21 protein-coding genes and 2 tRNA genes are annotated in these 23,362 nt (G+C 61.6%); 13 read left to right on the forward strand and 10 right to left on the reverse strand.

Features of this window, described 5'->3' with window-relative positions; translation table 11 throughout:
- Positions 1 to 66 precede the first annotated feature (66 nt).
- The 3 genes from KW842_RS12480 to KW842_RS12490 all read left to right on the forward strand — a co-directional run bounded on the left by KW842_RS12480 (position 67) and on the right by KW842_RS12490 (position 4,486).
- Positions 67 to 2,475 carry a DNA translocase FtsK gene (locus KW842_RS12480; RefSeq protein WP_218304426.1) on the forward strand — a complete coding sequence of 803 codons (2,409 nt, stop codon included), beginning with the start codon at positions 67 to 69 and terminating at the stop codon, positions 2,473 to 2,475.
- A gap of 10 nt (positions 2,476 to 2,485) precedes the next feature.
- Positions 2,486 to 3,118 (forward strand): outer membrane lipoprotein chaperone LolA, encoded by a 633-nt coding sequence (gene lolA / locus KW842_RS12485; RefSeq protein ID WP_218304427.1) that lies wholly within the window; start codon positions 2,486 to 2,488, stop codon positions 3,116 to 3,118.
- 63 nt (positions 3,119 to 3,181) lie between these two features.
- Positions 3,182 to 4,486, forward strand: coding sequence for a replication-associated recombination protein A (locus KW842_RS12490; RefSeq protein WP_218304428.1), 1,305 nt, complete (start codon positions 3,182 to 3,184; stop codon positions 4,484 to 4,486).
- Here the strand turns inward: KW842_RS12490 and KW842_RS12495 are convergent, their stop codons facing one another.
- The 3 genes from KW842_RS12495 to KW842_RS12505 form a co-directional block, all read right to left on the reverse strand.
- A complete protein-coding gene (locus KW842_RS12495; protein WP_218304429.1) occupies positions 4,487 to 4,951 on the reverse strand; it encodes a hypothetical protein in 465 nt (154 codons plus the stop codon).
- Positions 4,952 to 5,027: 76 nt separating this feature from the next.
- On the reverse strand, positions 5,028 to 5,978 hold the full coding sequence (locus KW842_RS12500) for a helix-turn-helix transcriptional regulator (RefSeq protein WP_218304430.1): 951 nt from the start codon (positions 5,976 to 5,978) through the stop codon (positions 5,028 to 5,030).
- On the reverse strand, positions 5,975 to 6,943 hold the full coding sequence (locus tag KW842_RS12505) for a helix-turn-helix transcriptional regulator (protein WP_218304431.1): 969 nt from the start codon (positions 6,941 to 6,943) through the stop codon (positions 5,975 to 5,977). Before KW842_RS12505 ends, KW842_RS12500 begins: the two co-directional genes overlap by 4 nt.
- Before the next feature lie 130 nt (positions 6,944 to 7,073).
- On the opposite strand from KW842_RS12505, the gene KW842_RS12510 reads away from it, so the two are divergent.
- Complete coding sequence (locus tag KW842_RS12510; RefSeq protein ID WP_218304432.1) at positions 7,074 to 7,904, forward strand: alpha/beta fold hydrolase; 831 nt, start codon at positions 7,074 to 7,076, stop codon at positions 7,902 to 7,904.
- Between the two features lie 9 nt (positions 7,905 to 7,913).
- Here the strand turns inward: KW842_RS12510 and KW842_RS12515 are convergent, their stop codons facing one another.
- Positions 7,914 to 8,330 (reverse strand): hypothetical protein, encoded by a 417-nt coding sequence (locus KW842_RS12515; RefSeq protein WP_218304433.1) that lies wholly within the window; start codon positions 8,328 to 8,330, stop codon positions 7,914 to 7,916.
- Between the two features lie 243 nt (positions 8,331 to 8,573).
- Between KW842_RS12515 and KW842_RS12520 the strand changes: the two genes are divergently transcribed.
- The 7 genes from KW842_RS12520 (at position 8,574) to KW842_RS12550 (ending at position 15,367) form a co-directional block, all read left to right on the forward strand.
- Positions 8,574 to 8,780: a hypothetical protein gene (locus tag KW842_RS12520; RefSeq protein WP_218304434.1), complete on the forward strand. Its 207-nt coding sequence runs from the start codon at positions 8,574 to 8,576 to the stop codon at positions 8,778 to 8,780.
- Between the two features lie 92 nt (positions 8,781 to 8,872).
- On the forward strand, positions 8,873 to 10,162 hold the full coding sequence (gene serS, locus KW842_RS12525) for a serine--tRNA ligase (protein ID WP_218304435.1): 1,290 nt from the start codon (positions 8,873 to 8,875) through the stop codon (positions 10,160 to 10,162).
- Between the two features lie 80 nt (positions 10,163 to 10,242).
- Positions 10,243 to 10,332 (forward strand) — tRNA-Ser (locus tag KW842_RS12530).
- A 40-nt stretch (positions 10,333 to 10,372) separates the two neighbouring features.
- Positions 10,373 to 10,462 (forward strand) — tRNA-Ser (locus KW842_RS12535).
- Between the two features lie 196 nt (positions 10,463 to 10,658).
- The gene (locus tag KW842_RS12540; RefSeq protein ID WP_218304436.1) at positions 10,659 to 11,105 is read left to right on the forward strand and encodes a hypothetical protein; all 447 of its coding nucleotides are present in this window, start codon (positions 10,659 to 10,661) and stop codon (positions 11,103 to 11,105) included.
- A gap of 759 nt (positions 11,106 to 11,864) precedes the next feature.
- Positions 11,865 to 14,744 carry a TonB-dependent receptor gene (locus KW842_RS12545; RefSeq protein WP_218304437.1) on the forward strand — a complete coding sequence of 960 codons (2,880 nt, stop codon included), beginning with the start codon at positions 11,865 to 11,867 and terminating at the stop codon, positions 14,742 to 14,744.
- A 116-nt stretch (positions 14,745 to 14,860) separates the two neighbouring features.
- Positions 14,861 to 15,367, forward strand: a complete 507-nt coding sequence (locus tag KW842_RS12550) for a hypothetical protein (RefSeq protein WP_218304438.1) — start codon at positions 14,861 to 14,863, stop codon at positions 15,365 to 15,367.
- Here the strand turns inward: KW842_RS12550 and KW842_RS12555 are convergent.
- The 6 genes from KW842_RS12555 to KW842_RS12580 form a co-directional block, all read right to left on the reverse strand.
- Positions 15,354 to 15,647, reverse strand: coding sequence for a DUF3649 domain-containing protein (locus KW842_RS12555; protein ID WP_218304439.1), 294 nt, complete (start codon positions 15,645 to 15,647; stop codon positions 15,354 to 15,356). The genes KW842_RS12550 and KW842_RS12555 overlap by 14 nt on opposite strands.
- Complete coding sequence (locus KW842_RS12560; RefSeq protein WP_218304440.1) at positions 15,644 to 17,272, reverse strand: PepSY domain-containing protein; 1,629 nt, start codon at positions 17,270 to 17,272, stop codon at positions 15,644 to 15,646. Before KW842_RS12560 ends, KW842_RS12555 begins: the two co-directional genes overlap by 4 nt.
- Before the next feature lie 4 nt (positions 17,273 to 17,276).
- Positions 17,277 to 19,733: a TonB-dependent receptor gene (locus KW842_RS12565; RefSeq protein WP_218304441.1), complete on the reverse strand. Its 2,457-nt coding sequence runs from the start codon at positions 19,731 to 19,733 to the stop codon at positions 17,277 to 17,279.
- A gap of 84 nt (positions 19,734 to 19,817) precedes the next feature.
- On the reverse strand, positions 19,818 to 20,963 hold the full coding sequence (locus KW842_RS12570) for a FecR domain-containing protein (protein WP_218304442.1): 1,146 nt from the start codon (positions 20,961 to 20,963) through the stop codon (positions 19,818 to 19,820).
- A gap of 52 nt (positions 20,964 to 21,015) precedes the next feature.
- A complete protein-coding gene (locus KW842_RS12575) occupies positions 21,016 to 21,531 on the reverse strand; it encodes an RNA polymerase sigma factor (RefSeq protein WP_218304443.1) in 516 nt (171 codons plus the stop codon).
- A 63-nt stretch (positions 21,532 to 21,594) separates the two neighbouring features.
- Positions 21,595 to 22,128, reverse strand: a complete 534-nt coding sequence (locus KW842_RS12580; protein ID WP_218304444.1) for a UPF0149 family protein — start codon at positions 22,126 to 22,128, stop codon at positions 21,595 to 21,597.
- 113 nt (positions 22,129 to 22,241) lie between these two features.
- Here KW842_RS12580 and KW842_RS12585 point away from each other — a divergent pair, with 113 nt between their 5' ends.
- Positions 22,242 to 22,946, forward strand: a complete 705-nt coding sequence (locus KW842_RS12585; RefSeq protein WP_218304445.1) for an SIMPL domain-containing protein — start codon at positions 22,242 to 22,244, stop codon at positions 22,944 to 22,946.
- A 111-nt stretch (positions 22,947 to 23,057) separates the two neighbouring features.
- Positions 23,058 to 23,198: a hypothetical protein gene (locus KW842_RS12590; RefSeq protein WP_218304446.1), complete on the forward strand. Its 141-nt coding sequence runs from the start codon at positions 23,058 to 23,060 to the stop codon at positions 23,196 to 23,198.
- Positions 23,199 to 23,362: the final 164 nt, after the last annotated feature.

The following is a 23,362-nucleotide window of genomic DNA, read 5'->3' on the forward strand; positions in this document are numbered from 1 at the left end:
CTTATGCCTTAGAATACCGCTATAGGAATATTTCCTGACCGCCAACATTGCAACACCAAGATATCTATGAGCAGTAAAAAAGTTCAGGAACGCACGCCACGCACCGCAGCCGCCGGCGCTTCCTCGTCTGGCTATACCCGCACTCCGACCGAGCGCCAGCCCCTGCCGAACCGGCTGGTGCGGCTGCTGTCGGAAGCGCGGTGGCTGGCGCTGGCCGTCCTGGGACTGTATTTCGTGCTGATCCTGGCCAGCTATCACAAGATGGACCCGGGCTGGTCGCACGGCACGCTGGTGCCCGAGGTGCACAACCTCGGCGGCCGCGCCGGCGCCTGGCTGTCCGACCTGCTGCTGTACATCTTCGGCGTGTCCGCCTGGTGGTGGGCGTTCTGCCTGCTGCGCGTGGTGTGGAAGGGCTACCGTGGGCTGACCCATAAATATGTGCTGTCGAAAGAGCCTGAGCAGGAACATGCGCAGGAACCGCTGATACGCGGCATCGGCTTCGTACTGCTGTTCATCGGCAGCGTCGGCCTGGAATTCCTGCGCCTGCGCACGCTGACCAGCCATGCCGAGCTGCCGCGCAGCTCGGGTGGCGTGCTGGGCGAACTGATCGGCCATTCGGCGCATGTCGCCTTCGGCTTCACCGGCGCCACCTTGCTGCTGCTGCTGATGTTCGGCCTGGGCTTCAGCCTGTTCTTCCATGTATCGTGGATGGCGGTGGCCGAGCGCCTGGGCGGCGCGGTCGAGAACGCCGTCGACTGGTTCATCCAGCGCTACCAGTACCGCGAAGACCGCCGCCAGGGCGAAGTGGCGGCCGTCAAGCGCGAGGAAGTGGTGGTGCACGAGCGCGCCAAGCACGTCGAGAAGCATCCGGTCGCGGCGCCCGCCATCAAGGTCGAGCCGCAGATCACCACCGTGGTCAAGTCCGAGCGCGTCGAGAAGGAGCGCCAGGCCAGCCTGTTCAACGACCTGCCGCGCGCTGCCGGCGACGAGGCGCTGCCGGCGCTGTCGCTGCTGGACGATGCGCCGGAGACCCAGGAAACCATTTCCATTGAGACGCTGGAGTTCACCAGCCGTCTGATCGAGAAGAAACTGTCCGACTTCGGCGTGGATGCCAAGGTGGTGGCCGCTTATCCGGGCCCAGTGGTGACCCGCTACGAGATCGAACCGGCGACCGGCGTCAAGGGCAGCCAGATCGTCAACCTGGCGCGCGACCTGGCACGTTCGCTGTCGCTGACTTCGATCCGGGTGGTGGAAACCATCCCCGGCAAGAATTACATGGCGCTGGAACTGCCGAATCCGAAGCGCCAGATCGTGCGCCTGACCGAGATCGTCGGCTCCAAGGTCTACAACGACAATCCGTCGCCGCTGACGGTGGCGCTGGGCAAGGACATCGCCGGCAAGCCGGTGGTGGCCGACCTGGCCAAGATGCCGCACTTGCTGGTCGCGGGTACCACCGGTTCCGGTAAGTCGGTGGGGATTAACGCCACCATCCTGTCGCTGCTGTACAAGTCCGATCCGCGCGATGTGCGCATGATCCTGATCGATCCGAAGATGCTGGAGATGTCGGTCTACGAAGGCATTCCGCACCTGCTGGCGCCGGTGGTCACCGATATGCGCCAGGCCGGCCATGCGCTGAACTGGGCGGTCAACGAGATGGAACGCCGCTACAAGCTGATGTCCAAGCTGGGCGTGCGTAACCTGGCCGGCTACAACGCCAAGATTGCCGAGGCCAAGAAGCGCGAAGAACACATTCCGAATCCGTTCAGCCTGACGCCGGATTCGCCAGAGCCGCTGGAAAAACTGCCAACCATCGTCATCATCATTGACGAGCTGGCCGACCTGATGATGGTGGTCGGCAAGAAGGTGGAAGAGCTGATCGCGCGTATCGCGCAGAAAGCCCGTGCGGCCGGCCTGCACTTGATTCTGGCAACGCAGCGCCCATCTGTCGACGTGATTACCGGCTTGATCAAGGCGAATATCCCGACCCGGATTGCTTTCCAGGTATCGTCGAAGATCGACTCGCGCACCATTCTGGATCAGATGGGGGCGGAAACGCTGCTCGGTATGGGCGATATGCTGTATATGCCGCCGGGCACCGGCTTGCCGGTGCGCGTGCACGGCGCCTTTGTTTCGGATGACGAGGTGCACCGGGTGGTCAAGCACCTGAAAACCACCGGCGAGCCGAATTACATCGAGGGCATCCTGGAAGGCGGTACGCTGGAAGGCGAGGGCGGTGGCGCCGAGGGCGCGGCGGCGGGAGAGGGCGGCGGCGAGGCCGACCCGATGTACGATCAGGCGGTGCAGGTGGTGCTGAAGAACCGCCGCGCGTCGATCTCGCTGGTGCAGCGCCATCTGCGCATCGGCTACAACCGCGCGGCGCGCCTGCTGGAACAAATGGAAAATAGTGGCGTGGTGTCACCCATGCAATCAAACGGCAACCGTGAGATTCTCGCTCCGGTTGCCAGTGCAGAATAAAAAGGATCGTATGATGCGTATGAAATCGTTGGCCGCCCTGAGTGCGGGTTTGCTGCTGGCTGGCTTTGCCCACGCCAGCGCGCTGGAGCAGTTCAAATCCTTCGTCTCGTCGACCAAGGCGGCCAAGGGCGAATTCGTGCAGACCCAGGTGAAAAACACCAATGGCGAAGCGCCCAAGGCTGGCAAAAATTCCAGCGGCACCTTTATGTTTGCCCGTCCTGGTAAATTCATCTGGACCTATGCCAAACCCTACGACCAGGTATTGCAGGCGGATGGCGAACAGCTGTTCATTTACGACAAGGACCTGAACCAGGTCACGGTGAAGAAGCTGGGCGATGCGCTGGGCTCATCGCCGGCTGCCATCCTGTTCGGCAGCAATGACCTGGAAAAGAACTTTACGCTGTCGGAAGGCGGCACGCGCGATGGGCTGGAGTGGCTGAAAGCGGTGCCGAAAGCCAAGGACACCAGCTTCGAGCAAATCACCATCGGCCTCAAAGACGGCTTGCCGGCGGCGATGGAGCTGAAGGATTCCTTTGGCCAGACTTCGGTGCTGAAATTCAGCAAGATCGAAAAAAATCCGGCGCTGAACGCCAGCAGTTTTAAATTCGTCATGCCGAAGGGCGCCGACGTATTCAATAATTAAGCACCAGGCGACAGCCTTGCAACGCCGCAGCTGCGACGCTGCGGCGTTTTTACATTGCAGACCATGGCAGATTTATTTTCCACCGAACCGCGCCAGCCGCTGGCCGAAGCCTTGCGGCCGAAGACGCTAGATGATGTGATCGGCCAGCGCCACCTGCTGGGGCCGGGCAAGCCGCTGCGCCTGGCATTCGAGTCGGGCCAGCCGCATTCGATGATTTTGTGGGGCCCGCCGGGCACCGGCAAGACCACGCTGGCGCGGCTGACCGCCAAGGCCTATGACTGCGAGTTCATCGCCTTGTCGGCGGTGTTCTCGGGCGTAAAGGACATCCGCGCCGCGATGGAACAGGCGCAGCACAACCTGGACATGGGCAAGCACACCATCCTGTTTGTCGATGAGATCCACCGCTTCAACAAGTCGCAGCAGGACGCCTTGCTGCCATACGCCGAATCCGGCCTGGTGACGCTGATCGGCGCCACTACCGAGAATCCCTCGTTTGAAGTCAATTCCGCGCTGCTGTCGCGCGCCCAGGTGTATGTGCTGAAGTCCTTCGACGAAAGCGAGCTGCGGCAGATGGTCGACCGCGCCCGCGACAAGGTGCTGACGCAGCTGGAATTCGCGGACGCTGCCATCGACACGCTGATCGGCTATGCCGACGGCGACGGGCGCCGCCTGCTGAACCTGCTGGAAGTGACCGGCACCGCCGCCAACGCCGCCAAGACCAACCAGATCACCGCCGAGTTCATCCAGAACGCGCTGACGCTGAACGCGCGCCGCTTCGACAAAGGCGGCGACAATTTCTACGATCAGATCTCGGCGCTGCACAAATCAGTGCGCGGCTCCAATCCGGACGCCGCGCTGTACTGGCTGTGCCGCATGCTGGACGGCGGCGCCGACGCGCGCTACCTGTCGCGCCGCATCGTGCGCATGGCCTGGGAAGACATCGGCCTGGCCGATCCGCGCGCCATGCAGGTGGCCAACGACGCCGCCACCACTTTCGAACGGCTCGGCTCGCCTGAAGGTGAACTGGCGCTGGGCCAGGCGGTCATCTACCTGGCCATCGCCGCCAAGAGCAACGCCGGCTACAACGCCTTCAACGAAGCGATGGCGTTTGTGCGTAAGGACAAATCGCGTGAAGTGCCGGTTCACCTGCGCAATGCGCCGACCAAGCTGATGAAGGAGCTGGGCTACGGTCACGAGTACCGCTATGCCCACGACGAGCCGCACGCCTACGCCGCCGGCGAAACCTACTTCCCCGACGATATGCGCGAGCCCGGCTGGTATCAGCCGGTGCCGCGCGGTCTGGAAAGCAAGATCGCCGACAAGATGGCCTTCCTGCGCCAGCTGGACGAGGACGCCGGCAAGCGCTGATCAGTTGAACAGCTCGCCGCGCGCAATGCGCTTGAGTGCCTGCACTTTTTTCCACTGCACGTAAGGGTAGAGTGCGCCCAACAGTGCGAAGAAGTAAGAGAAATAGGATGCCTCGTTGCTATTATGACCACCGCCCATCTGCGTGCCACAGATGATCAGTACGATCGGTAGCAGGCTATAGATAAAGAGCAGCGAGGTTTGCGCGGACACGTCCAGGTGTACCCGTTTCCCGTTAGGCAACTGCACGCCGAGCAGCGTCTTCTTTGCCAACTGGTGGCTAATCCATAGTGTGCTATCGCCTTCCATCCCCAGTCCGCGCTGGAGGAATTCTCCGACCACCACCGAGGAGTTCACATTCTGCAGGTTGTTGCCGCCGAGGTCGATATAAACGAAATTGATTCCTTCCTTGTTCGACTGATGCGGTCCGATGTCACGCAGATTGCCGCTGTAGCTCTTGATTGCCATGTAACCTCCGTTATGAATAGACGGAGGATTCTTGCAGCTCCCTTGTCTCCGGACTAGGGAACAAATGTTCTATCCGCTATCGCGCGATGGCGTTCAGGGCCGCGATCAGCGCGGTTTTGTTGGAGATTTGCAGCTTGGCGTAGACCTTGTGCAACTGGTTACGCACGGTGGCCGGTGAGATGCCCAGGTCGGCCGCCACTTCCTTGTAGCTGGCGCCGGCGGCGGCCAGTTCGGCAACCGACAGTTCGGCCGGCGTCAGCAGGGCGCGATGCGTGACCGGTTCCAGCATGATGTGCAGATGCTTGCCTTGCGGATGAATGCGGGCGCAGAGCGTGCGCCCGGTATAGCTGCCGTTGCGGGAAGTGCTGAGCGCGCGGAACAGTACCGGCGGCAGCATCGGCGGCGTCCACGCCGGCCATTCGGCCTGCAGCATGTGGCCAGCCTCGTCATCCAGAAATTGCAGACAGCCCTGGCGATCAGTGACCAGCAGCAGGGCGCCGCCATCGCGCCGTCCGCCGCCTTGCAGGCGGTCGTTGATCTGGCGTGCCTGGAACAGATGCGGCATCAACTGGTCGGCCAGCGCGACATCGGCGGCGCTGTAGGGGCGGTCGCGCTGGGCGCGCCACAAAGCCAGCACGCCCAGCCCCTGTGCCAGCGGCGTTGCCGGGATATACACCAGGCTTTGCGCGACCTGGTATTTACGCACATAGGCGATCAGATCCGGATGTTTGCGCCGGTCAATGTGACTGAAGTCGAAGCTGATGCTGCGGCCACGCCGGCCGAACGCCTCGGCCAGCGCCGGATCGGGCGTGGACAGGCTGGCGCGGTCATGCAGTTTTTCCACCGGCTGGCGATAGGCGTGCATGGCGTGTACGCGCATTTCACCTTGGTCGGAAAATTCGGCGCGCACCGCCGCGCCCGAATCGAAGGGCAACACACGCTGCATAATACCCATCGCTTCCTCGATGAATTCGCCTGGCGTGCATTCCTGCGCGCGGCCGTACAGTTCAAGCAAGCTGTGGTTCATGACAATGTCTGCGGCATGACGGCCGGCCAGAGGGCGGCCAGCTGGGTTTTGTTTTCTACGCCCAGTTTGTTGTAGACGCTGTGTAACTGGTTGCGCACGGTGGCCGGGGAATTGTCCAGCTGGCGGGCAATGTCCTTGTAGCTCAGCCCCTGCGCTGCCAGCTGGGCGACATTCCATTCGGCGGCAGTCAGCTTGGTGGCCGGGCGTTGGGCGATTTGCAGGTGCAAGGCCGGCCCCAAGGTCTCGGCTTTGACGACAATGTGGTCGCCGTTGTACAGCAGTTGCTGGCTGCTGGCGAGTTGACGCATCAATTGCGGCGGCAGGAGTGGTGGCGACCACTCGCGCCATTCGCGTTGCAGCAGCGTGATGGCGTCGGCCGGAGCGGTATGCAGGCAGCCGTGCAGACTGGCCAGCACCGAGACATGCTGCGGCGGTCCTGCGTCAGGCTGGTCGAACAACCGGCGGCTGACCCGGCTGGCCTGGAAAACATGCGGCAGCAACAGGTCGCTGAGCTTGCGGTCACGCTCGACATAGCGCTGCTCGGGACGGGCGCGCCACAGCGACATCAGGTCCACGCTGTTCGGCGCTAGCGGCTGGGAAATCTGAATCAGCGTATGCGCGATCTCGAAGCGATGGCAGTAATCCATGAAATCGGCATGGGCGCCGAAGGTGTCGCGGCTGATGTTGGTCAGCGTGGCGCCGCGCTGCCGGAAGGCGGCGTCCAGTACATAATCCGGCGTCTCCAGCTGGTCCCAGGCCAGTAATTGCTCCAGCGGCTGATTGGACAGGTGCATGCTGCGGATGGTCAGCTTGTCGCCACCGACCACATCGATATTCATCATCACTCCCGAATCAAAGTGCAGCGCGGTCTTTAGCTGTGACAAGGCCTGCTCGCTAAACTCGGTTGGCGTGCATTCCTGTGCTGCGCCGTACAGGCCCAGGATCAGATGATTATAGATTTCCAATTAGAAAGTAGTTGCCAATTTAGTAGCGTATGCTACGGATAGTCACATGATTTGTCCATAGGCAATTACCAAAAATATTGCCAAAGCTGGCATGATGTCGTTATGCCCAAAAAACGCATCAGGAGAAGTAATGAGCAAGGACTTGGTAGTCGACGGGATTGATATCCATGTGGAAGGCGAGGGTACGGAAACCATCGTGATGATCCACGGCTGGCCGGATACCTATCGCCTGTGGGATGCCCAGGTGGCGGAGTTGCGCCACCGTTACCGCTGTGTGCGCTTCACGCTGCCCGGTTTTGATATCCACAAGCCGCGCCGCTCGTATTCACTGGATGCGACCATGCGCATCCTGCTGCATATCGTGAACAGTGTCAGCCAGAAGCAGAAGGTGATCCTGATGCTGCACGACTGGGGCTGCGTGTTTGGCTATGAGTTTTACATGCGCAACAAGTCGCTGGTGTCGGCGATTATCGGCGTGGATATCGGCGATGCGCAATCGCGCGCCACCGGCCGCTCGCGCTCGATCGGCCAGAAGATGATGGTTGCCGGCTACCAGAGCACGCTGGCGCTGGCGTGGACCATGGGCGGCCCGCTGGGGCGTTCGATCACCCGTGGCATGGCCAGCCTGCTGGGCGCGCCGTCGCCGAAGGAATATATCAGCTCCGGCATGAATTACCCGTATTACATCCTGACCGCAGGCGCGGCTGGTTCATATCACTCGCTGGTGCCGTTTGTGCCCAAGGTGCCGATGCTGTTCATCTACGGCACCAACAAGCCGTTCATGTTCCATTCGCCGCAATGGACGGAGAACCTGGCGGGCAAGCCGGGATGCAAGGTGGTGGCGATGGAAACCGGTCACTGGCCGATGACGCGACAGCCGGAGCGCTTTAATGACATCGTCATCGGCTGGCTGGAAAAGCCCGCCGAGACGGAGGCGGCCGCCGAGGAAGACGCCGCCTAAGATCGCCGCTTAGCGCAGGCGAATCGGTTTCTGGTACGGGGCGAACGGCGGCGGCGGCAGTTGCGCGCCGGCGTAGGCCTGGCGGAAGCATTCGGCTTTCTTGCCTTCGACGTCGGTGGTGGTGCGGGTCACTTTACCAGCCGCGTCCAGCGTCAGGATGATTACCACCGGATGCTTGGTGATGTCATGGCAGTTGCCCACTTCGTCCAGCTTTTTCGCGTTGTTATAGTTGAGCGAAACTTCTTCGTACTTGGTCGCCTTGTCGTTCGGGAACTGGGCGTTGAACTTGTTCATCTCACCGGCGAAGTTCGGATTGGCCGGCGGCGGCGGTTCGTTGCCCCACGACGAGCCACCGGTGGAGGCGCAGCCCGCTGCAATCATCATCACGGCGCTGGCCGCTGCAATGTTCAGGATATTGGTTTTCATTTCTTCTCCTCGAATAATGTACTGTTGAATACATAGTACAAATTTCAAGCCTCATATGGCGCACGATTAGTTGCGTAGGAGAAATCCTACAGCCAGGCTGGCGCGCGCTTTCCTGCCGGTTTTTTGCATTTCAGGCGCCATTTCCGGCGCTTCGTCGCATCCCCATCGCATGCCATAGCGCCTTTAGGTACAGTACAACCATACCGCAGCACTTAATCAACCCGCTACCTGAAGGAGCACATCATGAACATCGCTAAAAACATGGAAGTCATCTTCCTGGCCGCTTCGATCATCGCCGGCGCCACCAGCTTCGCCACCGCCGCCGACGGCCGCGTTGACGTCTACCTGCCAGCCGACAAAGCCGCCGTGGTGGCCAAGGCCGACCTGGACCTGCCAACCGCGACCGTCACCGCCAAGCGCCTGACCGCCGCCGAGAAAGCCGCGCTGTAATGGCGGCAGCCGGCGGGCTGCGCAAAACTCGCTAGGAAGTGGCGTCGTCTTGGTACAATGAACGTTTTTCGACAGATAACGGCTTTGTTCCCATGATTGACATCCAACTGCTCCGTAAAGATATAGCCAACGTCGCCGCGCGCCTGGCGACCCGCAAGTTCCAGCTCGATGTAGAAGCGTTCAACGCTCTCGAATCGGAACGCAAAGCGATCCAGACGCGCACCGAAGAGCTGCAGGGCAAGCGTAATTCGCAGTCCAAGCTGATCGGCATGATGAAGGGCAAGGGCGAAGACACCAGCGCCCTGATGGCGGAAGTGGCAGGCCTGGGCGACGAGCTCAAGTCCAATGAAGCCAAACTGGGTGAGCTGCAGGCCAAGCTGTCGGACTTCCTGCAAACCATTCCCAACCTGCCGCACGAGTCGGTCCCGGTTGGCAATGATGAAGCCGGCAACGTGGAAGTCCGCAAAGTCGGTACGCCGCGCAGCTTCGACTTTGAAGTCAAGGACCATGTCGATGTCGGCGCCGCACTCGGCCTGGATTTCGATACCGCGACCAAGCTGACCGGTTCGCGCTTCTCGGTGATGAAAGGCGGCATCGCCCGTCTGCACCGCGCGCTGGCGCAGTTCATGCTGAACACCCACACCGACGAGCACGGCTACACCGAGTGCTACACCCCGTACATGGTCAACGCCGATTCGCTGCGCGGCACCGGCCAGCTGCCGAAATTTGAAGCCGACCTGTTCTCGGTGAAAAAGGGCGGTGCGGAAGGCGAGGGCGAGACCTTCTACCTGATCCCGACTTCGGAAGTCTCGCTGACCAACATCGTGCGCGACGACATCCTGGCCGCCGAAGCGCTGCCGCTGAAGATGACCGCGCATACCCCATGCTTCCGCTCGGAAGCGGGCAGCTATGGCCGCGACACGCGCGGCATGATCCGCCAGCACCAGTTCGACAAGGTCGAGATGGTGCAGGTGGTGCATCCGGACCATTCCTACGCCGTGCTGGACGAGATGGTCGGCCACGCCGAAACCATCTTGCAGCGTCTGGGCCTGCCTTACCGCGTGCTGTCGCTGTGTACCGGCGACATGGGCTTCGGCGCCACCAAGACCTATGACCTGGAGGTGTGGCTGCCGGCGCAGAACACCTACCGCGAGATTTCGTCGCTGTCGAACTGCGAAGCCTTCCAGGCACGCCGCATGCAGGCGCGCTTCCGCAATGCCCAAGGCAAGCCGGAACTGGTGCACACGCTGAACGGCTCCGGCCTGGCAGTCGGCCGCACGCTGGTCGCTGTGCTGGAGAACTATCAGCAGGCGGATGGCTCGGTAGAGATCCCGGCCGTGCTGCGCCCGTACATGGGTGGCCTGACGCATCTGAAAGCGTAAAAAATAGCGTCAAAATTGCCCTTCCATTTTCTTTCACACCTGCTATAATCTTGCCTTCTCGCAGCAGCAGGTGGGAAAACGGAGAGGTGGCAGAGTGGTCGAATGTACTTGACTCGAAATCAAGCGTAGGGGCGACCCTACCGTGGGTTCGAATCCCACCCTCTCCGCCAACTGTTTGGATGTGAGAAAAATGTAGCAAATGCGTCACCAGGAGAGGTGGCAGAGTGGTCGAATGTACTTGACTCGAAATCAAGCGTAGGGGCGACCCTACCGTGGGTTCGAATCCCACCCTCTCCGCCAAAATACTAAAAACCCGCTTCGGCGGGTTTTTTTCATTGTGCGTCCAGCATGGGCGCACTATTGCAGGTACTGCCACCGCTGATCCATCCCATCTTTAGTGAGCGCAGCCACGGGTTCTGGCCCGGCCGCCGAGCGCGTGACGCCGATCTGTCCAGGTAGCCCGGTTAGCAGCGTCTTCGGGCCGATGTGAACATAGGTGAGTTTTGCAGATGCCATTTTTTATGCTTCAACGTCTTTATACTCGTATCTTCCTTATTGTAGTTTGCGTCCCCATCTGATTTACGATGATTTTTATCGCGGAATTCTGACCACAGTGCTGCAGAGAAGATTCGCTACCTTGCGTGCACGCGCTGCGACGACCCCAAGCTTTGCGACAAGTGACATTCCCAAGTTTTTCCAACTCGTTTCGTCGTCCGTTCATTCCGCCAGATTTGCTACACCAGGTTCTATCAGCTTGGGGGCCTTGAAGATCGGGCAGAAAGATGCTGGCATTATCATTGCGGATATAGACCGTCTAGAGGCGGCTGACCGAATGGAATTGCTATTCGATGTCATGCCGGAAGACGTACTCGATGAGGCACATGACGCACTTGCTCGGGTTGTGCAGCTAGAGAAGCGCCTTTGTCATAACGATCCCTCGTGACTAACCTGCTAATCCCTTGGCCGTCCTTAAATTAGCTGGGGGCAAGGTCCAAAGTGGCGATGGCGCGTGCCACGCCTCATTTAATCTCAACTACTCGATCTGCCTCTGCGGCGAGAGGGCCGGGAAGATCGGTTAAACCTCTTCAAGTAAGCTCGGGTTTTTTATGCCGATTAGCTGCTCAAATAATGCAATAGCGCCGCGATGGCGTTTTTTTTGTATCACTTTGTAACTTGAAGTTACGGGTATGAAAGCTCTTTATTTGTGCTTTCATGGCAAATATCATCTGATTTAAATTTGGCAATACGCGAGTTTATCGAAATCCTGTGTTAGTTTCATAAGCTCAATTTTCTTCATTCTCCTTGCTTTACTTCCTCTTTTATCACCAAATTGGTGCATTAATGCTGCGTTGCGCTAGGTGGTTTTTGTAAAAATGCAGAGTGAAGCCGCTTTAAGCATGTATCCAATTGTTGCAGCGCAAAATTCCGCCATTTTCACTATTTTGGTGCAACTTGGCATCGTTGCCGCTAATTGCACTATGTAAGCCAAATAAGCTATGGCAAAAGTCGGATTTTCTATATTTATCCGTTGTTTTATTTCCATAGGGGAGGGGCGTCAAATTGACACTATTCGTTAGCCTATGGTCTTATGTCACGCTTTTGTTTGGCAAGTTACAGATAGATACATCCTGAAGCAACGGTCTTTACCCGAGGCCAGCGCTTTGAAATACACAGAAGGAGTTTTGTTTACATGAAGTTACGCATGAAATCGATGCCCGTAGCCATCTTACAAGTGATCGCCAGCGGCGCATTCTCGGTAGCTACCCTGACCCCGGCCATGGCCCAACAGGCAGCCGCCGAGCCAGTACAACGCGTGGTCGTGACCGGTTCCCTGATCAGCCGTACCGACACCGAAACCGCCGCACCGGTCCAGGTGATTACCGCCGCTGACATCCAGCGCAGCGGCAAAACCTCGATCGCCGAGCTGCTGCAAGACCTGGCCGCCAACGGCGCCGGCACCCTGGGCACCGGCTTCTCCGGCGCCTTCGCCAACGGCGCGTCCGGCGTCTCGCTGCGCGGCCTGACCGTGGGCTCGACCCTGGTGCTGATCGACGGCCACCGCATGTCTCCCTACGCGATCGGCGATGACTCGCAACGCTCCTTTGTTGACGTATCCAACATTCCATTCGACGCCATCGACTCGATCGAAGTGCTGAAGAGCGGTGCCTCGTCGCTGTACGGCTCGGACGCAGTGGCCGGCGTGGTCAACATCAAGCTGAAGAAAAGCTTCAACGGCACCCGCTTTGCCGCTGACGCAGGCAATAGCCAGCACGGTGGCGGCCGCACCCAGCGTGCTTCGCTGAGCACCGGCTTTGGCGATATCGACGCTGACGGCTACAACGTGTTCCTGACCGCCGAGTGGCGCAAGCAGAACGCGATCAAGGTTTCGCAGCGTTCGCAATACGACTGGGATGACCTGGACTGGAGCAAACGCGGCGGCCAGAACCTGACCTACGGCGTGCCAACCGCGCGTAACGGCTACCTGACCGCAGCCAGCTCGCCATTCCTGTATTTCCAGAACCCGAACAACCCGATCAATCCGGCCACTGGCAAGCAGTACGCCAACGTCGACAATCCGGCCAACTACCAGTTCCTGGACCCGAAATGTAACTTCAACCTGTACCGCGCTGGCGGCTGCTCGGTGGAAGACACCTACGGCAATATCCAGCCTGAAACCGAAAACAAAAACCTGCTGGTTGGCTACACCAAAAAGCTGGGTAACGATTGGGAACTGGCGTTCAAAGGTTCGATCTTCCAACGTGACAACCTGAGCAACCGTGGTCTGCCAGGCGCCTACTCGCCAACCTCGTTCGCCGGTTACAACGTCAACAACAACGGCGCGCTGAATCCCGGCGTCGGTGCCATGACCACCACTTTCGGCGCTGGCAAGAACATCGGCACCATCGCCAATCCGTTCGCTGGCACCACCCGCCTGTACGGCTACATTCCAGGCCTGGACGGCGCGTCGCAAGCGCAAAACCGCGCCACCACCTCGCGCTTCGCTGTGGACCTGCGTGGTTCGGCTTATGGCTGGGACCTGAACGTCGCTGGCGGCCTGACCAAGTCGAAAGCTGAAATCGACTACAGCGGCTACGTTGACCGTGGCGCCCTGTACAGCCTGCTGAACGCCGGCAAGTGGAACCCGCTGGGCGGCAACTCGCAAGACCTGATCAACCAGGTATCGCCACGCTTCACCAACACCCTGGAATCGAAGCTGAACTACTTCGACTTCGTCGGTTCGCGCGAACTGACCCAGTGGGGCGCTGGTCCGATAGCACTGGCTGGCGGCGTGCACTGGCATAAACGCACCTGGAACGCGCCACCGTCGTCGCTGACCGCCAACGGCCAGGTGGCTTCCACCTCGGCTTTCGTGTTCGGTGAAGAAACCAACACCGCTGCCTTCGCAGAGTTGCAAGCGACCCCGATCAAGGACGTCGAAGTGCACGTGTCGAGCCGTTACGATCACTTCGATAACAACCACTCGTTCACCCCTGCGACCAGCGTCAAGTGGGCGCCATCCAAGCAGTTCGCACTGCGCGGCACCTTCGCGCGTGGCTTCCGTGCGCCGAACCCGGCGGAAACCGGCAACTCCGGTTCCTTCTTCGTGTTCAACGGTATCAACGACCCTGTACTGTGCCCAACCGGCAACCAGAACGCGGCCGGCACCGTGCCTACCGCTTGCGGCATCAACCCGACCTACGTGCAGCGTCCTAACAAGGATCTGTCGCCAGAGAAGTCGAAGTCGTACACCCTGGGCGTCGTGCTGGAGCCGTTCAAAGGCCTGAACGCAACCCTGGACTACTACCGCATCGACGTGAAGAACCAGATCGTGACCGCAGCCGGTAACGATCCAAGCTACTCGCCGACCTTCGTGCGTGGCCCAGCCGTGCCGATCGATATCTCGACCGGCGTGGGTGAGGGTACGGTCGTTGGCGTGCCATCGGTTGGTCCTATCCTGTTCGCTGAATCGCAATACATCAACGCTGGCGTCACCAAGACCACCGGCCTGGAAGGCGATATCGGCTACCGCTGGAACCTGGGCGACAAGGGCGTGATCCGCGCCAACCTGAGCGCAGCGCACACCATCAGCTACGAGCAGACCATCGCTGGCGTTACCTACCAGCTGGCCGGCACCCAAGGCCCGTCGGTCGTATCGGGCGCCACCGGTTCGCCGAAGAACCGCGCGCAGCTGAGCCTGGGCTGGACCAAAGGTCCTCTGGACGTCAACACCACCTTCAACTACACCAGCAGCTTCTCGGCGCTGGACCCATCGGTTGAGGGCGGCAATGATTGCAGCAAAGCGGCGCAAGTGATCGCCAGCCGCCTGTACTACCAGAACCTGGTTCAGCCAGGCGTGTACTGCAAGGTGTCGTCGTTCACCTCGACCAACCTGAACGTGCAATACAAGGTTAGCCAGAACCTGACGCTGAAAGGTTCGATCCTGAACCTGTTCGACCGTCAGCCACCGTTCGACCTGAGCACCTACGGCAATGCGACCACCCAAACGTCGTACAACGCCTCGCTGCACCAAGCCGGCGCAATCGGCCGCTTCTTCAGCCTGGGCCTGGCTTACACCTTCTAATCACAGAAGTCAGTTAGCCTGATGAAAACGGATACCTTCGGGTATCCGTTTTTTTATTGGTGCGTAGGTATTTTATTTTTCCGGCTAGAATGCGAAAAAACATAGAGGAGAAGTCCATGAAATTTATCGCCACCATTGTTGCCGCCGTCTTCATGCTGAGTGGCGCCGCCCACGCCGCCACGCCCAATCCGGATGCCGCACAGGTCAAGGCCGCGCATGATCTGCTGGCCGCCATGCAGGCCGAGAAGATGATGCGCATGACCGCCGGCATGAGCAAGTTTTCGTCGCCGGAACAGCGCAAGCAGGTGATGGACAAGGTGATCAAGCTGCAGCCGGAATTCGTCTACAACAAGCTGTCGACGCCGGTGGCCAAGTTGCTGAGCACGGAAACTTCGCTGGAAATGACCAGGTTCTACCAATCCAGCTACGGCAAGAAAGTGCTGCACGACACCTACAATAGCAGCGCGCAGATGTTCCCGACCGCGCCCAAGCCGACCGCCGCCGAGCAGGCTGAACTGAAGAAGCCTGCGTATCTGAAAGCGGAAAAGGAATTCAAGGCCAACGAGCAGGCCATCCACCACGAGACGTTCGTGCTGCTCAAAGAAATCATCAACGGCAAATAAGCAGCACCGCACCCAGCGCCAAGCTCGGCAGCGTCACGCCCAGCCAGGCGCGGGTGGCGCTGCGCGTGCTGAAGGCCCAGCACACAATCACCGTGTAGACCACGAAGCCACCCAGCGTAGCGCTCAGCACCGCGGCGGCCGGCAGCATGCCGAACATGCGCGACAGCAGTTGCGCCAGCGCGATGACGATCAGCGAGGTCAGCAGATAGCCGCCCAGTGCGGCGGCCACGATCCGGCTGAACACTTGCCAGCGGTAGTGGCGCAGTTGCGGCGCGCTCATGCCGAGGCTCCGGCGCCACGCCGCTTGCGGCCGACCTTGGCGGCGGCAGCCGCCACACACAGGCCCAGCGCCAGCAACGTCAGGTCTACGCTTGCCAGCACCCAGTCGCCGACTCGCAAGGTCACACCCAGGTGACGCTCGGTGGTCAGCGCATTCAATAGCGGTACGGCGCATAGTGCGGCGGCCGCCAGCCATAATTGTTCTTGCCACACCCGCAGCGCATCGGTAAAGCGCAAGCGCAGCGCGGCGTGCGCCAGCATCAGCCCCCAGACGAGGTACATGCTGTGCTGTTCCCATGCGGCGCGGCCCGCTATGTCCAGCGGCAGCAGCCGGTTGGCCCAGAAGTAGGCGGCCAGCGCAGCCCACAATCCTGCCACGCTGGCGATGTTCAAGCTGTCCACCAGGCGGAAGCTGAATTCGCTTTGCTGCTTGCGCCGGCGCTTGACGGTCCACAACACCAGCCCGGTGGCGATCATGGCGCAGCCCAGCAGGCCGCTGAGGAAGTACAGCCAGCGCAGCGTCCAGCCTGCGTAAACGCCTTCGTGCAGGTCGGTCAGCAGATTCTGTACTTGCCAGACGCCGCTGGCGTGGCTGCGCTGGATCGGCGCGGCGCTCGGCTGGCCGCTGACGCCGTCGAACAGCATAGCCTGCTCGCTACGCATCGGGCCGGGAAACTGGCGGAAGATGGTGACGCGCGCCCCGGCCTGGCCCGGATGCTCGACCCAGATGCGGCTGACCTGGCCGGCGCCCCAGGCGGCTTCGGCAGCACGCAGCGGTAGGCGCAGGTCCACCAGCGCCGCGCGCTGGCCGGAACCCGGCTGCGCATCGTCCCATTCCGGATTGGGGCGGAAGCCAGGATCGAGGCGCGGATTCGCGCGCGGGTTCAGCGGCGTGCTGTAGCCGTTGTTAGGCCATTGCTTGTTCCAGCCGTATTCGGCGTGCATCGCGGCCGGCAGGTAGTGGTCCATGAAAAACACCAGGCCGCTGTAGGTAATCACCAGGAAGAAGGGCAGCGCCATGATGCTGACCACATTGTGTGCATCCAGCCAGCTGCGCTGGCCTTTGCCGGGGCGAAAGGTGAAGAAGTCGGCGAAGATTTTTTTGTGCGTGATGACGCCGCTGACGATGGCCAGCAGCATCAGCATGGTGCTGAAGCCGACGATCTGGATGGCCGCTTCACGCGGCATCGCATGCAGCTCGTAGTGCATGCGGTACAGCGCGTTGCCGCCGCCGGTATCGCGCGGCCGTCCGGCCTCGGTTTTCAGCTTGGTGCCGCTGACCGGATCGATGACGATGCTGCCGTAGCCATGGTCGAGGTTTTCCTGCAGTCCCGGCCAGTGCAGCCGCCAGTCCATGCTGTCACGGCCGCCATCGACATGGATCACCCAGCGCTCGGCGTCGCCAGCTTGCCGCGCCAGCAGCGCCTGCGCGGTGGCCAGGCCTTGCGCGGTGGTGACCGCCGGCATGGCCGGCCGCAGCGGCAGCTCCGGCGTCATCCAGCGCGTGATCTCGTACTGGAAATAGCCGGCGGTACCGGTGGCGAACACCAGCAACAGCACCCAGCCAGTCACCAGGCCGACCCAGGTGTGCAGCCACGCCATGCACTGGCGGAAACCTTCCTTCATGCGCTTAGTATTGCGCGCGCAAGGTCAGCGTCACGTTGCGTGGCGAACCGTAGTAGCTCTGCCAGGAACCCTGGAAGTAGCGCTTGTCGAACAGGTTGGCGACGTTCAGCGTGGCGCTGAGGTTGGACGCAATGCGGTAGCTGGCCATCGCGTTCCACACCGCGTAGCCGCCCTGGATGCGCGGCACGATGCCGGCCGGCGCGTACTGGTCCAGGTCCGACAGCTTCGATTGCAGCGACACGCCGCCGCCGAAGGTGTAGCCGGCCAGTGCGCCGGATGGCTTCCATGAACTCCAGACGCGCAGCAGGTGGCGCGGATTGTAGTCGGCGCCGTAAGGACGGCCCTCCTGCAGCGTCGGCTTGCCATCTGCGTCGCGGTTGATGACGTTCTTGGCGTTGTTGTAGGTGTAGCCGGCCGACACTTGCAGGTTCTTCAGCAGTTCGCCGCTTAACTCAGCTTCGAAGCCGTCGCTCTTCACCTTGCCCCCGTTGATCGAGCATCCGCCGGCTGCCGGCGTGCCAGGGCAATCCAGCGGCGAGCTTGGGTCGGTGGCTGCCAGCCCGGTCTGGGTGATGTGGAACACTGCCAGCGACGCGTTGAGCTTGCCGTCGAACAGCTCGCCCTTGACGCCGGCTTCATAGTTCTTGCCGATCGCCGGGGCTAGCGGCTGGCCGCTGGCGGTAAAGTTGGTGCTTTGCGACTGGAAGATATCGGTATAGCTGCCGTATAGCGACCAGTCCTGGTTCAGCTTGTAGATGGCGGCGACAAACGGTGTCAGCTCGTGGCTCTGCTTGTAGGCATAGCTGCTGACGTTGTCCGGCAAGAGTACCTGGCTCGATTCGTACCAGCTCAGACGGCCGCCCAGCATCAGGCTCAGCGGGTCGGTGAGGTTCAGTTTGACGTTGCCGTACAGGCCATGGGTATTGATCAGTGTGCGGTAGGTGGCGGGGAAGGGCGGGCGCGCCGGCGCGACCAGGCTGTCCACGCTGTAGTTGTTGAAGTTGATCGGCAGCACCGGCGAGAAATTGACGCGGGCGCTGCGGCTGTTGGTTTCCTCGCGCTCCCAGTTGGCGCCGACAACCAGGCCGTGCTGGCGACCGAAGGCGTTGAACTTGCCGGTCAGCTGGCCATCCACGCCGCCGGAACGGAAATCGTCATCGCCATAGGCGACGGCATTGACGCTGACGCCGGTCATGCTGGCCGGATTCACATAGCCGGCACGGCGCGCGGCGACGTCCTGGCGGAAGCTGCGGCTGTAGCTGCCGCTGAGCTTGAATTGCCAGTCGTCGTTAAAGCGGTGCAGCAGTTCGCCGAAGCCTTCATGCGCTTGCGTGTCCATGCCGGTCCAGGCTGGCGCCAGCGTGGTGTCGCGCGGTAGTTGCAGGTCGCTGCCATCGGCCGACTGCGGCAGCCCGCCGATCAATCGGCCGCCTTTCTGATGATAGGACTGGGTGCGCGCGCCGACGGTCAGCATGGTGTCCTTGCTGAGATCGGCTTCGAGGATGCCGTACAGCAGCGGCGTATCGATGCTGGTGTGCTTGAAGTAGGAGTCGCGTTCGCCATGCGAGGCGACCACGCGGCCGCGCACGCTGCCGTCGGCGTTCAGCGGGCCGGCAGCGTCCACGTCCAGGCGCCAGGTGTTCCAGCGGCCTGCGCGGGCGATGATGTCGAGCTGTTTTTCCGCCGTCGGGCGCTTGCGCACGAAGTTGACGGTGCCGCTGGGGTCGCCATTGCCGATCAGCACGCCGGGTGCACCGCGCAGCACTTCGACCCGGTCGAACACAGCCAGATCAGGCGCGATGCCGATGCCGCCGTACTCGCCGCGCGGCACGCCATCGACCTGGTAATTGCCGATGCTGAAGCCGCGCGCGTTGTAGGTCAGATGGCCGAAGTTGCGTTCCTGGGCGGTGACGCCGGTGGTTTGCAGCATCACTTCGCCAACGGTTTGCAGGTTCTGGTCGTCCAGGCGCTGGCGCGTGACCACGGTAACCGACTGCGGCGTTTCGCGCAGCGACTGCACGCCCTTGCCGATGGTCAGCGCGCGCGCGGTGTAGGAGCCGCTGCCTTCAGTCGAGGGATCGGCCTTGGCGTTGACCGTCACCTCTTGCAGCAGACTTTCCGCGCCAGGCTTTGGGGCGGGCGTCAGCGTGATTGCGTTGTTGTCGATATGGGCCAGCAGGCCGCTGCCGGCCAGCAGGCGGTCCAGCGCCTGGCGCAAGCTGAGACGGCCGGACAGCGCCGGCGCCTGTTTGTTGGCCAGCAGGGCGGGCGCGGCGACGAAGGTGGTCCCGGTCTTGCGCGCCAGTTCGCCCAGCGCCTGCGACAGCGGCTGCGCAGCAATGGTCAGTTCGACCAGGGTGTCGGCGCTAGCGGCGGCGTGGGCAAGAGGGGCGGCGCCGAGCGCCATGGCGACGGCCAGCGCCAGGGGCGCCAGGGTTAACCGGGTACGGGATGACTGCATTACGCTTTCTCCAAAGTTGATCGTGTTATGGAGAAGACGTATCAGCTGGCCTTACCCTGATGCCAGCGATGAAAAATAGTTGAATTATTTTGCGGCGACGATTTCCGTGCCGCCGTTGGCCAGCGGCCGTAGCTTGACCGGCAGCACGCGCGAAAGGCTGCGCGCGAAGCCTTGCGGGTCGCGCAGGTTGACGCTGGCGGTGACGGCCAGCCGGCCGATCGCTTCATCGTGGACTTGCAGTCCGGTGTCGCCATAGCGCGCCAGTTCCGCCAGCACCTCGCTCAGCGCGGCGTTGTCGACGCTGAGGCGGCCGCTGAGCCAGGAGGCCATGGCGTCTACCGGCATGCTGGTCACTTCGCTGAGCTGGCCATCCTGGCCGGCGCGGATGGTTTGGCCGGGCAGCAGGAAGCGCACTTCGCCGGCCCCGGCCACACGTACTTTGCCTTCCATCACGGCGACCTGCATGCCGGAGGGCAGGTAGCGGACTGAGAATTTGGTGCCGACCACGGTGATGCGCGATGGGCCGGCTTCGACATCGAAGGGGCGCGCCTTGTCGCCGTGGACCTTGAACACGGCCTGGCCTTCGGCGAGACGCACCCGGCGGCGGTCGCGATAGAGCGTGACGTCGGCGCGGGTGGCGGTGTCGAGTTGCAGGCGGCTGCCGTCAGGCAGTTCGGTATTCAGTTGCTGGCCGCGCGCGGTGGCGTAGTACTGCTCGAATACTGGCTGTCGCTGCCAGTGCTGATAGCCGCTCCAGCCAGCGCCCAGCGCTACCAGCGCGATGACACCAGTCAGCGTGGGCTGCAGCCAGGCGCGGCGCGGCTGGGCGGAGGCCTGGGATTGTGGCACGTTGACAGGCGGGTTGGTGGTGGTGGTGGTGGTGGGAGCGGGACGGCGCGGCTGCAGGTCGGCGGCGGCCGAGGCGGCGGCGGAGTCGATCACCACGCGCGCGCTCAGATGGGCTGCGCCGCTGGCGGGCAAGGCGTCCACTTCGTCGAAGATGCCAGCCATGTCATTGTAGGCGGTGCGGTGCGCGGGATCGGCGGCCAGCCATGCGTCGAATTGGCATTGTGCTGCGCTGTCCAGGCCGTCGGCCACGCGTACCGACCAGTGTAGCGCCGCGAATTCCAGCGGCGACAACTCATCCAGCGGCGACTCGTCCAGCCACGGTTCATCCTGCCCCTCGGGCGCGGGCGGCTGTGGATGTGGCTGTGGCGAGGGTGGCGTCATGGCGAGATTATAGCGACTTCATTGCCGGGAATGCACCCGGCCGACGCAAGACTCAGGCCAGCGATGGCTGTGGCGCCGGCCGCCTGGAGGGCAGTCCATCGCCCAGCGCCTTGCGGCAGGTGGCGACCGCCAGCATGATGTGGCGTTCCACCATATTCAGGCTGATGCCCATTTCGCTGGCGACGTCGGCATGCGACAGGCCGTCAATCCGGTGCCGTACAAAGGCTTCCCGGCAGCGCGGCGGCAGGGTCTCAATGGTGGCGATCAGCAGGCGCACGCGTTGCATACCGGCGTAGACCATCTCCGGTTCGCAGCCAGGCTGGGCAGGGCAATCGTGCAGGGTGTCGTCGCTGTCGTGCAGGCGCACGCTCAGGTGGCGGTGGCGGTCGACCAGCAGATTGCGGGCGATTTCATACATCAGCGCACGAGGATGTTCGGCCTTGCGTCCGGCATGTTCGCGCGACAGCATGCGCTCAAACGTCTGCTGCACCAGGTCTTGCGCCTCGTGCACATCACGCACCGAGCGGACGAAGAAACCTAGCAACTCATTGTAATGCCGGACATCCACAAACTTGCCTGCCAACGAATGATAATGGTTCTTATTATCATTCGGCGAGGCGTAATTTGCAAGTCAGCCGCAACACTTCTTGGCTTTCTTGCCGCTGCCGCAAGGGCAGGGATCGTTGCGGCCGACCTTGGCCACTTTGGCTTGCGGCGCGTGGAAGAAGGCGTTGATCTGGATGACAGCCTGCGTCACCTTGGCGGCGTTCGCCTGCTGGAATGGCGCCAGCAGGGCCGGCTGGCCGGCGCGCAGCGGCGCCCACGCATCATGCTCCAGCTGTACGCCGGCCAGGAAGCCAGCACACCAAGCGTCGGCGGTCCAGCTGCCACCGCATTCATAGATGGGTTCAAAGCTGTTGGGATCTTTCGCCATCCAGGTTTGCATATAGGCGTGATGGCGCAGTACCAGCGCCTCGGCCTCGGCATTGCTTTCAGCGCCGCCCCACACCAGCGGCAGCCAGGCGGAAGGCGCCGGGTCTGCCGGCCCGGCCACCAGCGCAGTCAACAGGCCTTCCAGCCTGGCCACGTCCATGGCTTGCGGCCCAAGCGCGGCCAGCAAGTCATCCAATTGCGCGTATTCGTCGTCGTTGAGTGGGGTAGTCATGGCGTGGGAGGCAATCGGAAAACCGCCATTGTATGGTTTTATAGTGGTGTTACGTGTAGACAAAATTGTCTACTTGTTCGATACTGCGCTTTCCCCATTTAGGAACCATGCCCATGATCAAGAAGCTTGCTTTCGTTGTTGCCATGCTGCCGTTCGCAGCGCAGGCCGCCGACCTGCCGAACTATCCCTTCATCCACGCCAGCGGCGAAGGTTTCGCGATGATCGTGCCCGACCTGGGCGAGATCGACTTCGACATCAGTGTCTACGATCCGGAACCTGCCGCCGCCGTTGCACTGGTGGGTGAGCGGGCGGCGCAGATTCGCGCCTTGCTGGCGGATGCCAACGCCAGCGTCGACATCCACAATATGCGCAAGGAGATGCGCAAATCCGGCCAGACCGATCTCAACGCCGTGCCAGACTACGAGATTCGCAGCGCAGTGCACATTGCCGTCAACGACCTGGGCCAGTGGCGTGACATCATGCAGGGATTGCTGGCCATGCCGAATATCGACCATATGGCGACCACATTCGGCCGCAAGGACCGGCTGCAAGCCGAGAAGGAACTGACCTTGGCCGCCGTCAAGGACGCCGAACGCCGCGCCGAGGCCATGGCCGCCGGCTTGGGTAAGAAAGTTGGCGCAGTGACGGCCATCTCATCCGGCCAGCTGCGCAACCTGACCCATGCGGTCGGCCTGATGCCGGGCGACCTGTATCCGCGCAACCGTAGCGTCAACGTGCCGCCGGCCGACAAAGATTTCCTCGCCACCGACGTGCTGCGCTGGTCGCAGACGGTGGATGTGATCTTCCGCATCAAATAAGCCGTGTCGTCCTGCCTGCGTGTGCTGGCGCACGCAGGCGGCCATTGCCTCCTTGTTTATCGCCGCGCTTGCCCAACACTAAGGGTAAGTTCATACCAAGGAGGAGCCAGCATGATCCGCGCCCATACCACCCCCGATCCGGACGTCCCGCCGCCACCGCCGGAAAAAGATCCACCGCCGGACAACACCCCGCTGCCAGAACAGGCGCCAATTGAGGAACCGAATCCGCCCAAGCCACCTATCAAAACCTGAGTTTTGATTGCTGCTGTGTGCGCCAGCGCACCGTCCGTTGCGTGGAACGGACGGTATTCTGGTTCCACGCTCTCTATCGATGTGACAGTCGTTGCTCGACGGATACATTTATTCATATTTGTGTTGAGCGTCACACTAGGGTCATGAAAGAGTTTCTATAATTT

Origin of the sequence: Duganella sp. sic0402, assembly GCF_019219065.1 — a bacterium.
Taxonomy (GTDB): domain Bacteria; phylum Pseudomonadota; class Gammaproteobacteria; order Burkholderiales; family Burkholderiaceae_D; genus Rugamonas.

Bases quoted from the DNA above. Each gene is read 5' to 3' on its own strand.
- KW842_RS12480 (WP_218304426.1), top strand. From the start codon at position 67: ATGAGCAGTAAAAAAGTTCAGGAACGCACGCCACGCACCGCAGCCGCC.
- lolA (WP_218304427.1), top strand. From the start codon at position 2,486: ATGATGCGTATGAAATCGTTGGCCGCCCTGAGTGCGGGTTTGCTGCTG.
- KW842_RS12490 (WP_218304428.1), top strand. From the start codon at position 3,182: ATGGCAGATTTATTTTCCACCGAACCGCGCCAGCCGCTGGCCGAAGCC.
- KW842_RS12495 (WP_218304429.1), bottom strand. From the start codon at position 4,951: ATGGCAATCAAGAGCTACAGCGGCAATCTGCGTGACATCGGACCGCAT.
- KW842_RS12500 (WP_218304430.1), bottom strand. From the start codon at position 5,978: ATGAACCACAGCTTGCTTGAACTGTACGGCCGCGCGCAGGAATGCACG.
- KW842_RS12510 (WP_218304432.1), top strand. From the start codon at position 7,074: ATGAGCAAGGACTTGGTAGTCGACGGGATTGATATCCATGTGGAAGGC.
- KW842_RS12515 (WP_218304433.1), bottom strand. From the start codon at position 8,330: ATGAAAACCAATATCCTGAACATTGCAGCGGCCAGCGCCGTGATGATG.
- KW842_RS12520 (WP_218304434.1), top strand. From the start codon at position 8,574: ATGAACATCGCTAAAAACATGGAAGTCATCTTCCTGGCCGCTTCGATC.
- serS (WP_218304435.1), top strand. From the start codon at position 8,873: ATGATTGACATCCAACTGCTCCGTAAAGATATAGCCAACGTCGCCGCG.
- KW842_RS12545 (WP_218304437.1), top strand. From the start codon at position 11,865: ATGAAATCGATGCCCGTAGCCATCTTACAAGTGATCGCCAGCGGCGCA.
- KW842_RS12550 (WP_218304438.1), top strand. From the start codon at position 14,861: ATGAAATTTATCGCCACCATTGTTGCCGCCGTCTTCATGCTGAGTGGC.
- KW842_RS12555 (WP_218304439.1), bottom strand. From the start codon at position 15,647: ATGAGCGCGCCGCAACTGCGCCACTACCGCTGGCAAGTGTTCAGCCGG.
- KW842_RS12560 (WP_218304440.1), bottom strand. From the start codon at position 17,272: ATGAAGGAAGGTTTCCGCCAGTGCATGGCGTGGCTGCACACCTGGGTC.
- KW842_RS12565 (WP_218304441.1), bottom strand. From the start codon at position 19,733: ATGCAGTCATCCCGTACCCGGTTAACCCTGGCGCCCCTGGCGCTGGCC.
- KW842_RS12570 (WP_218304442.1), bottom strand. From the start codon at position 20,963: ATGACGCCACCCTCGCCACAGCCACATCCACAGCCGCCCGCGCCCGAG.
- KW842_RS12580 (WP_218304444.1), bottom strand. From the start codon at position 22,128: ATGACTACCCCACTCAACGACGACGAATACGCGCAATTGGATGACTTG.
- KW842_RS12585 (WP_218304445.1), top strand. From the start codon at position 22,242: ATGATCAAGAAGCTTGCTTTCGTTGTTGCCATGCTGCCGTTCGCAGCG.
- KW842_RS12590 (WP_218304446.1), top strand. From the start codon at position 23,058: ATGATCCGCGCCCATACCACCCCCGATCCGGACGTCCCGCCGCCACCG.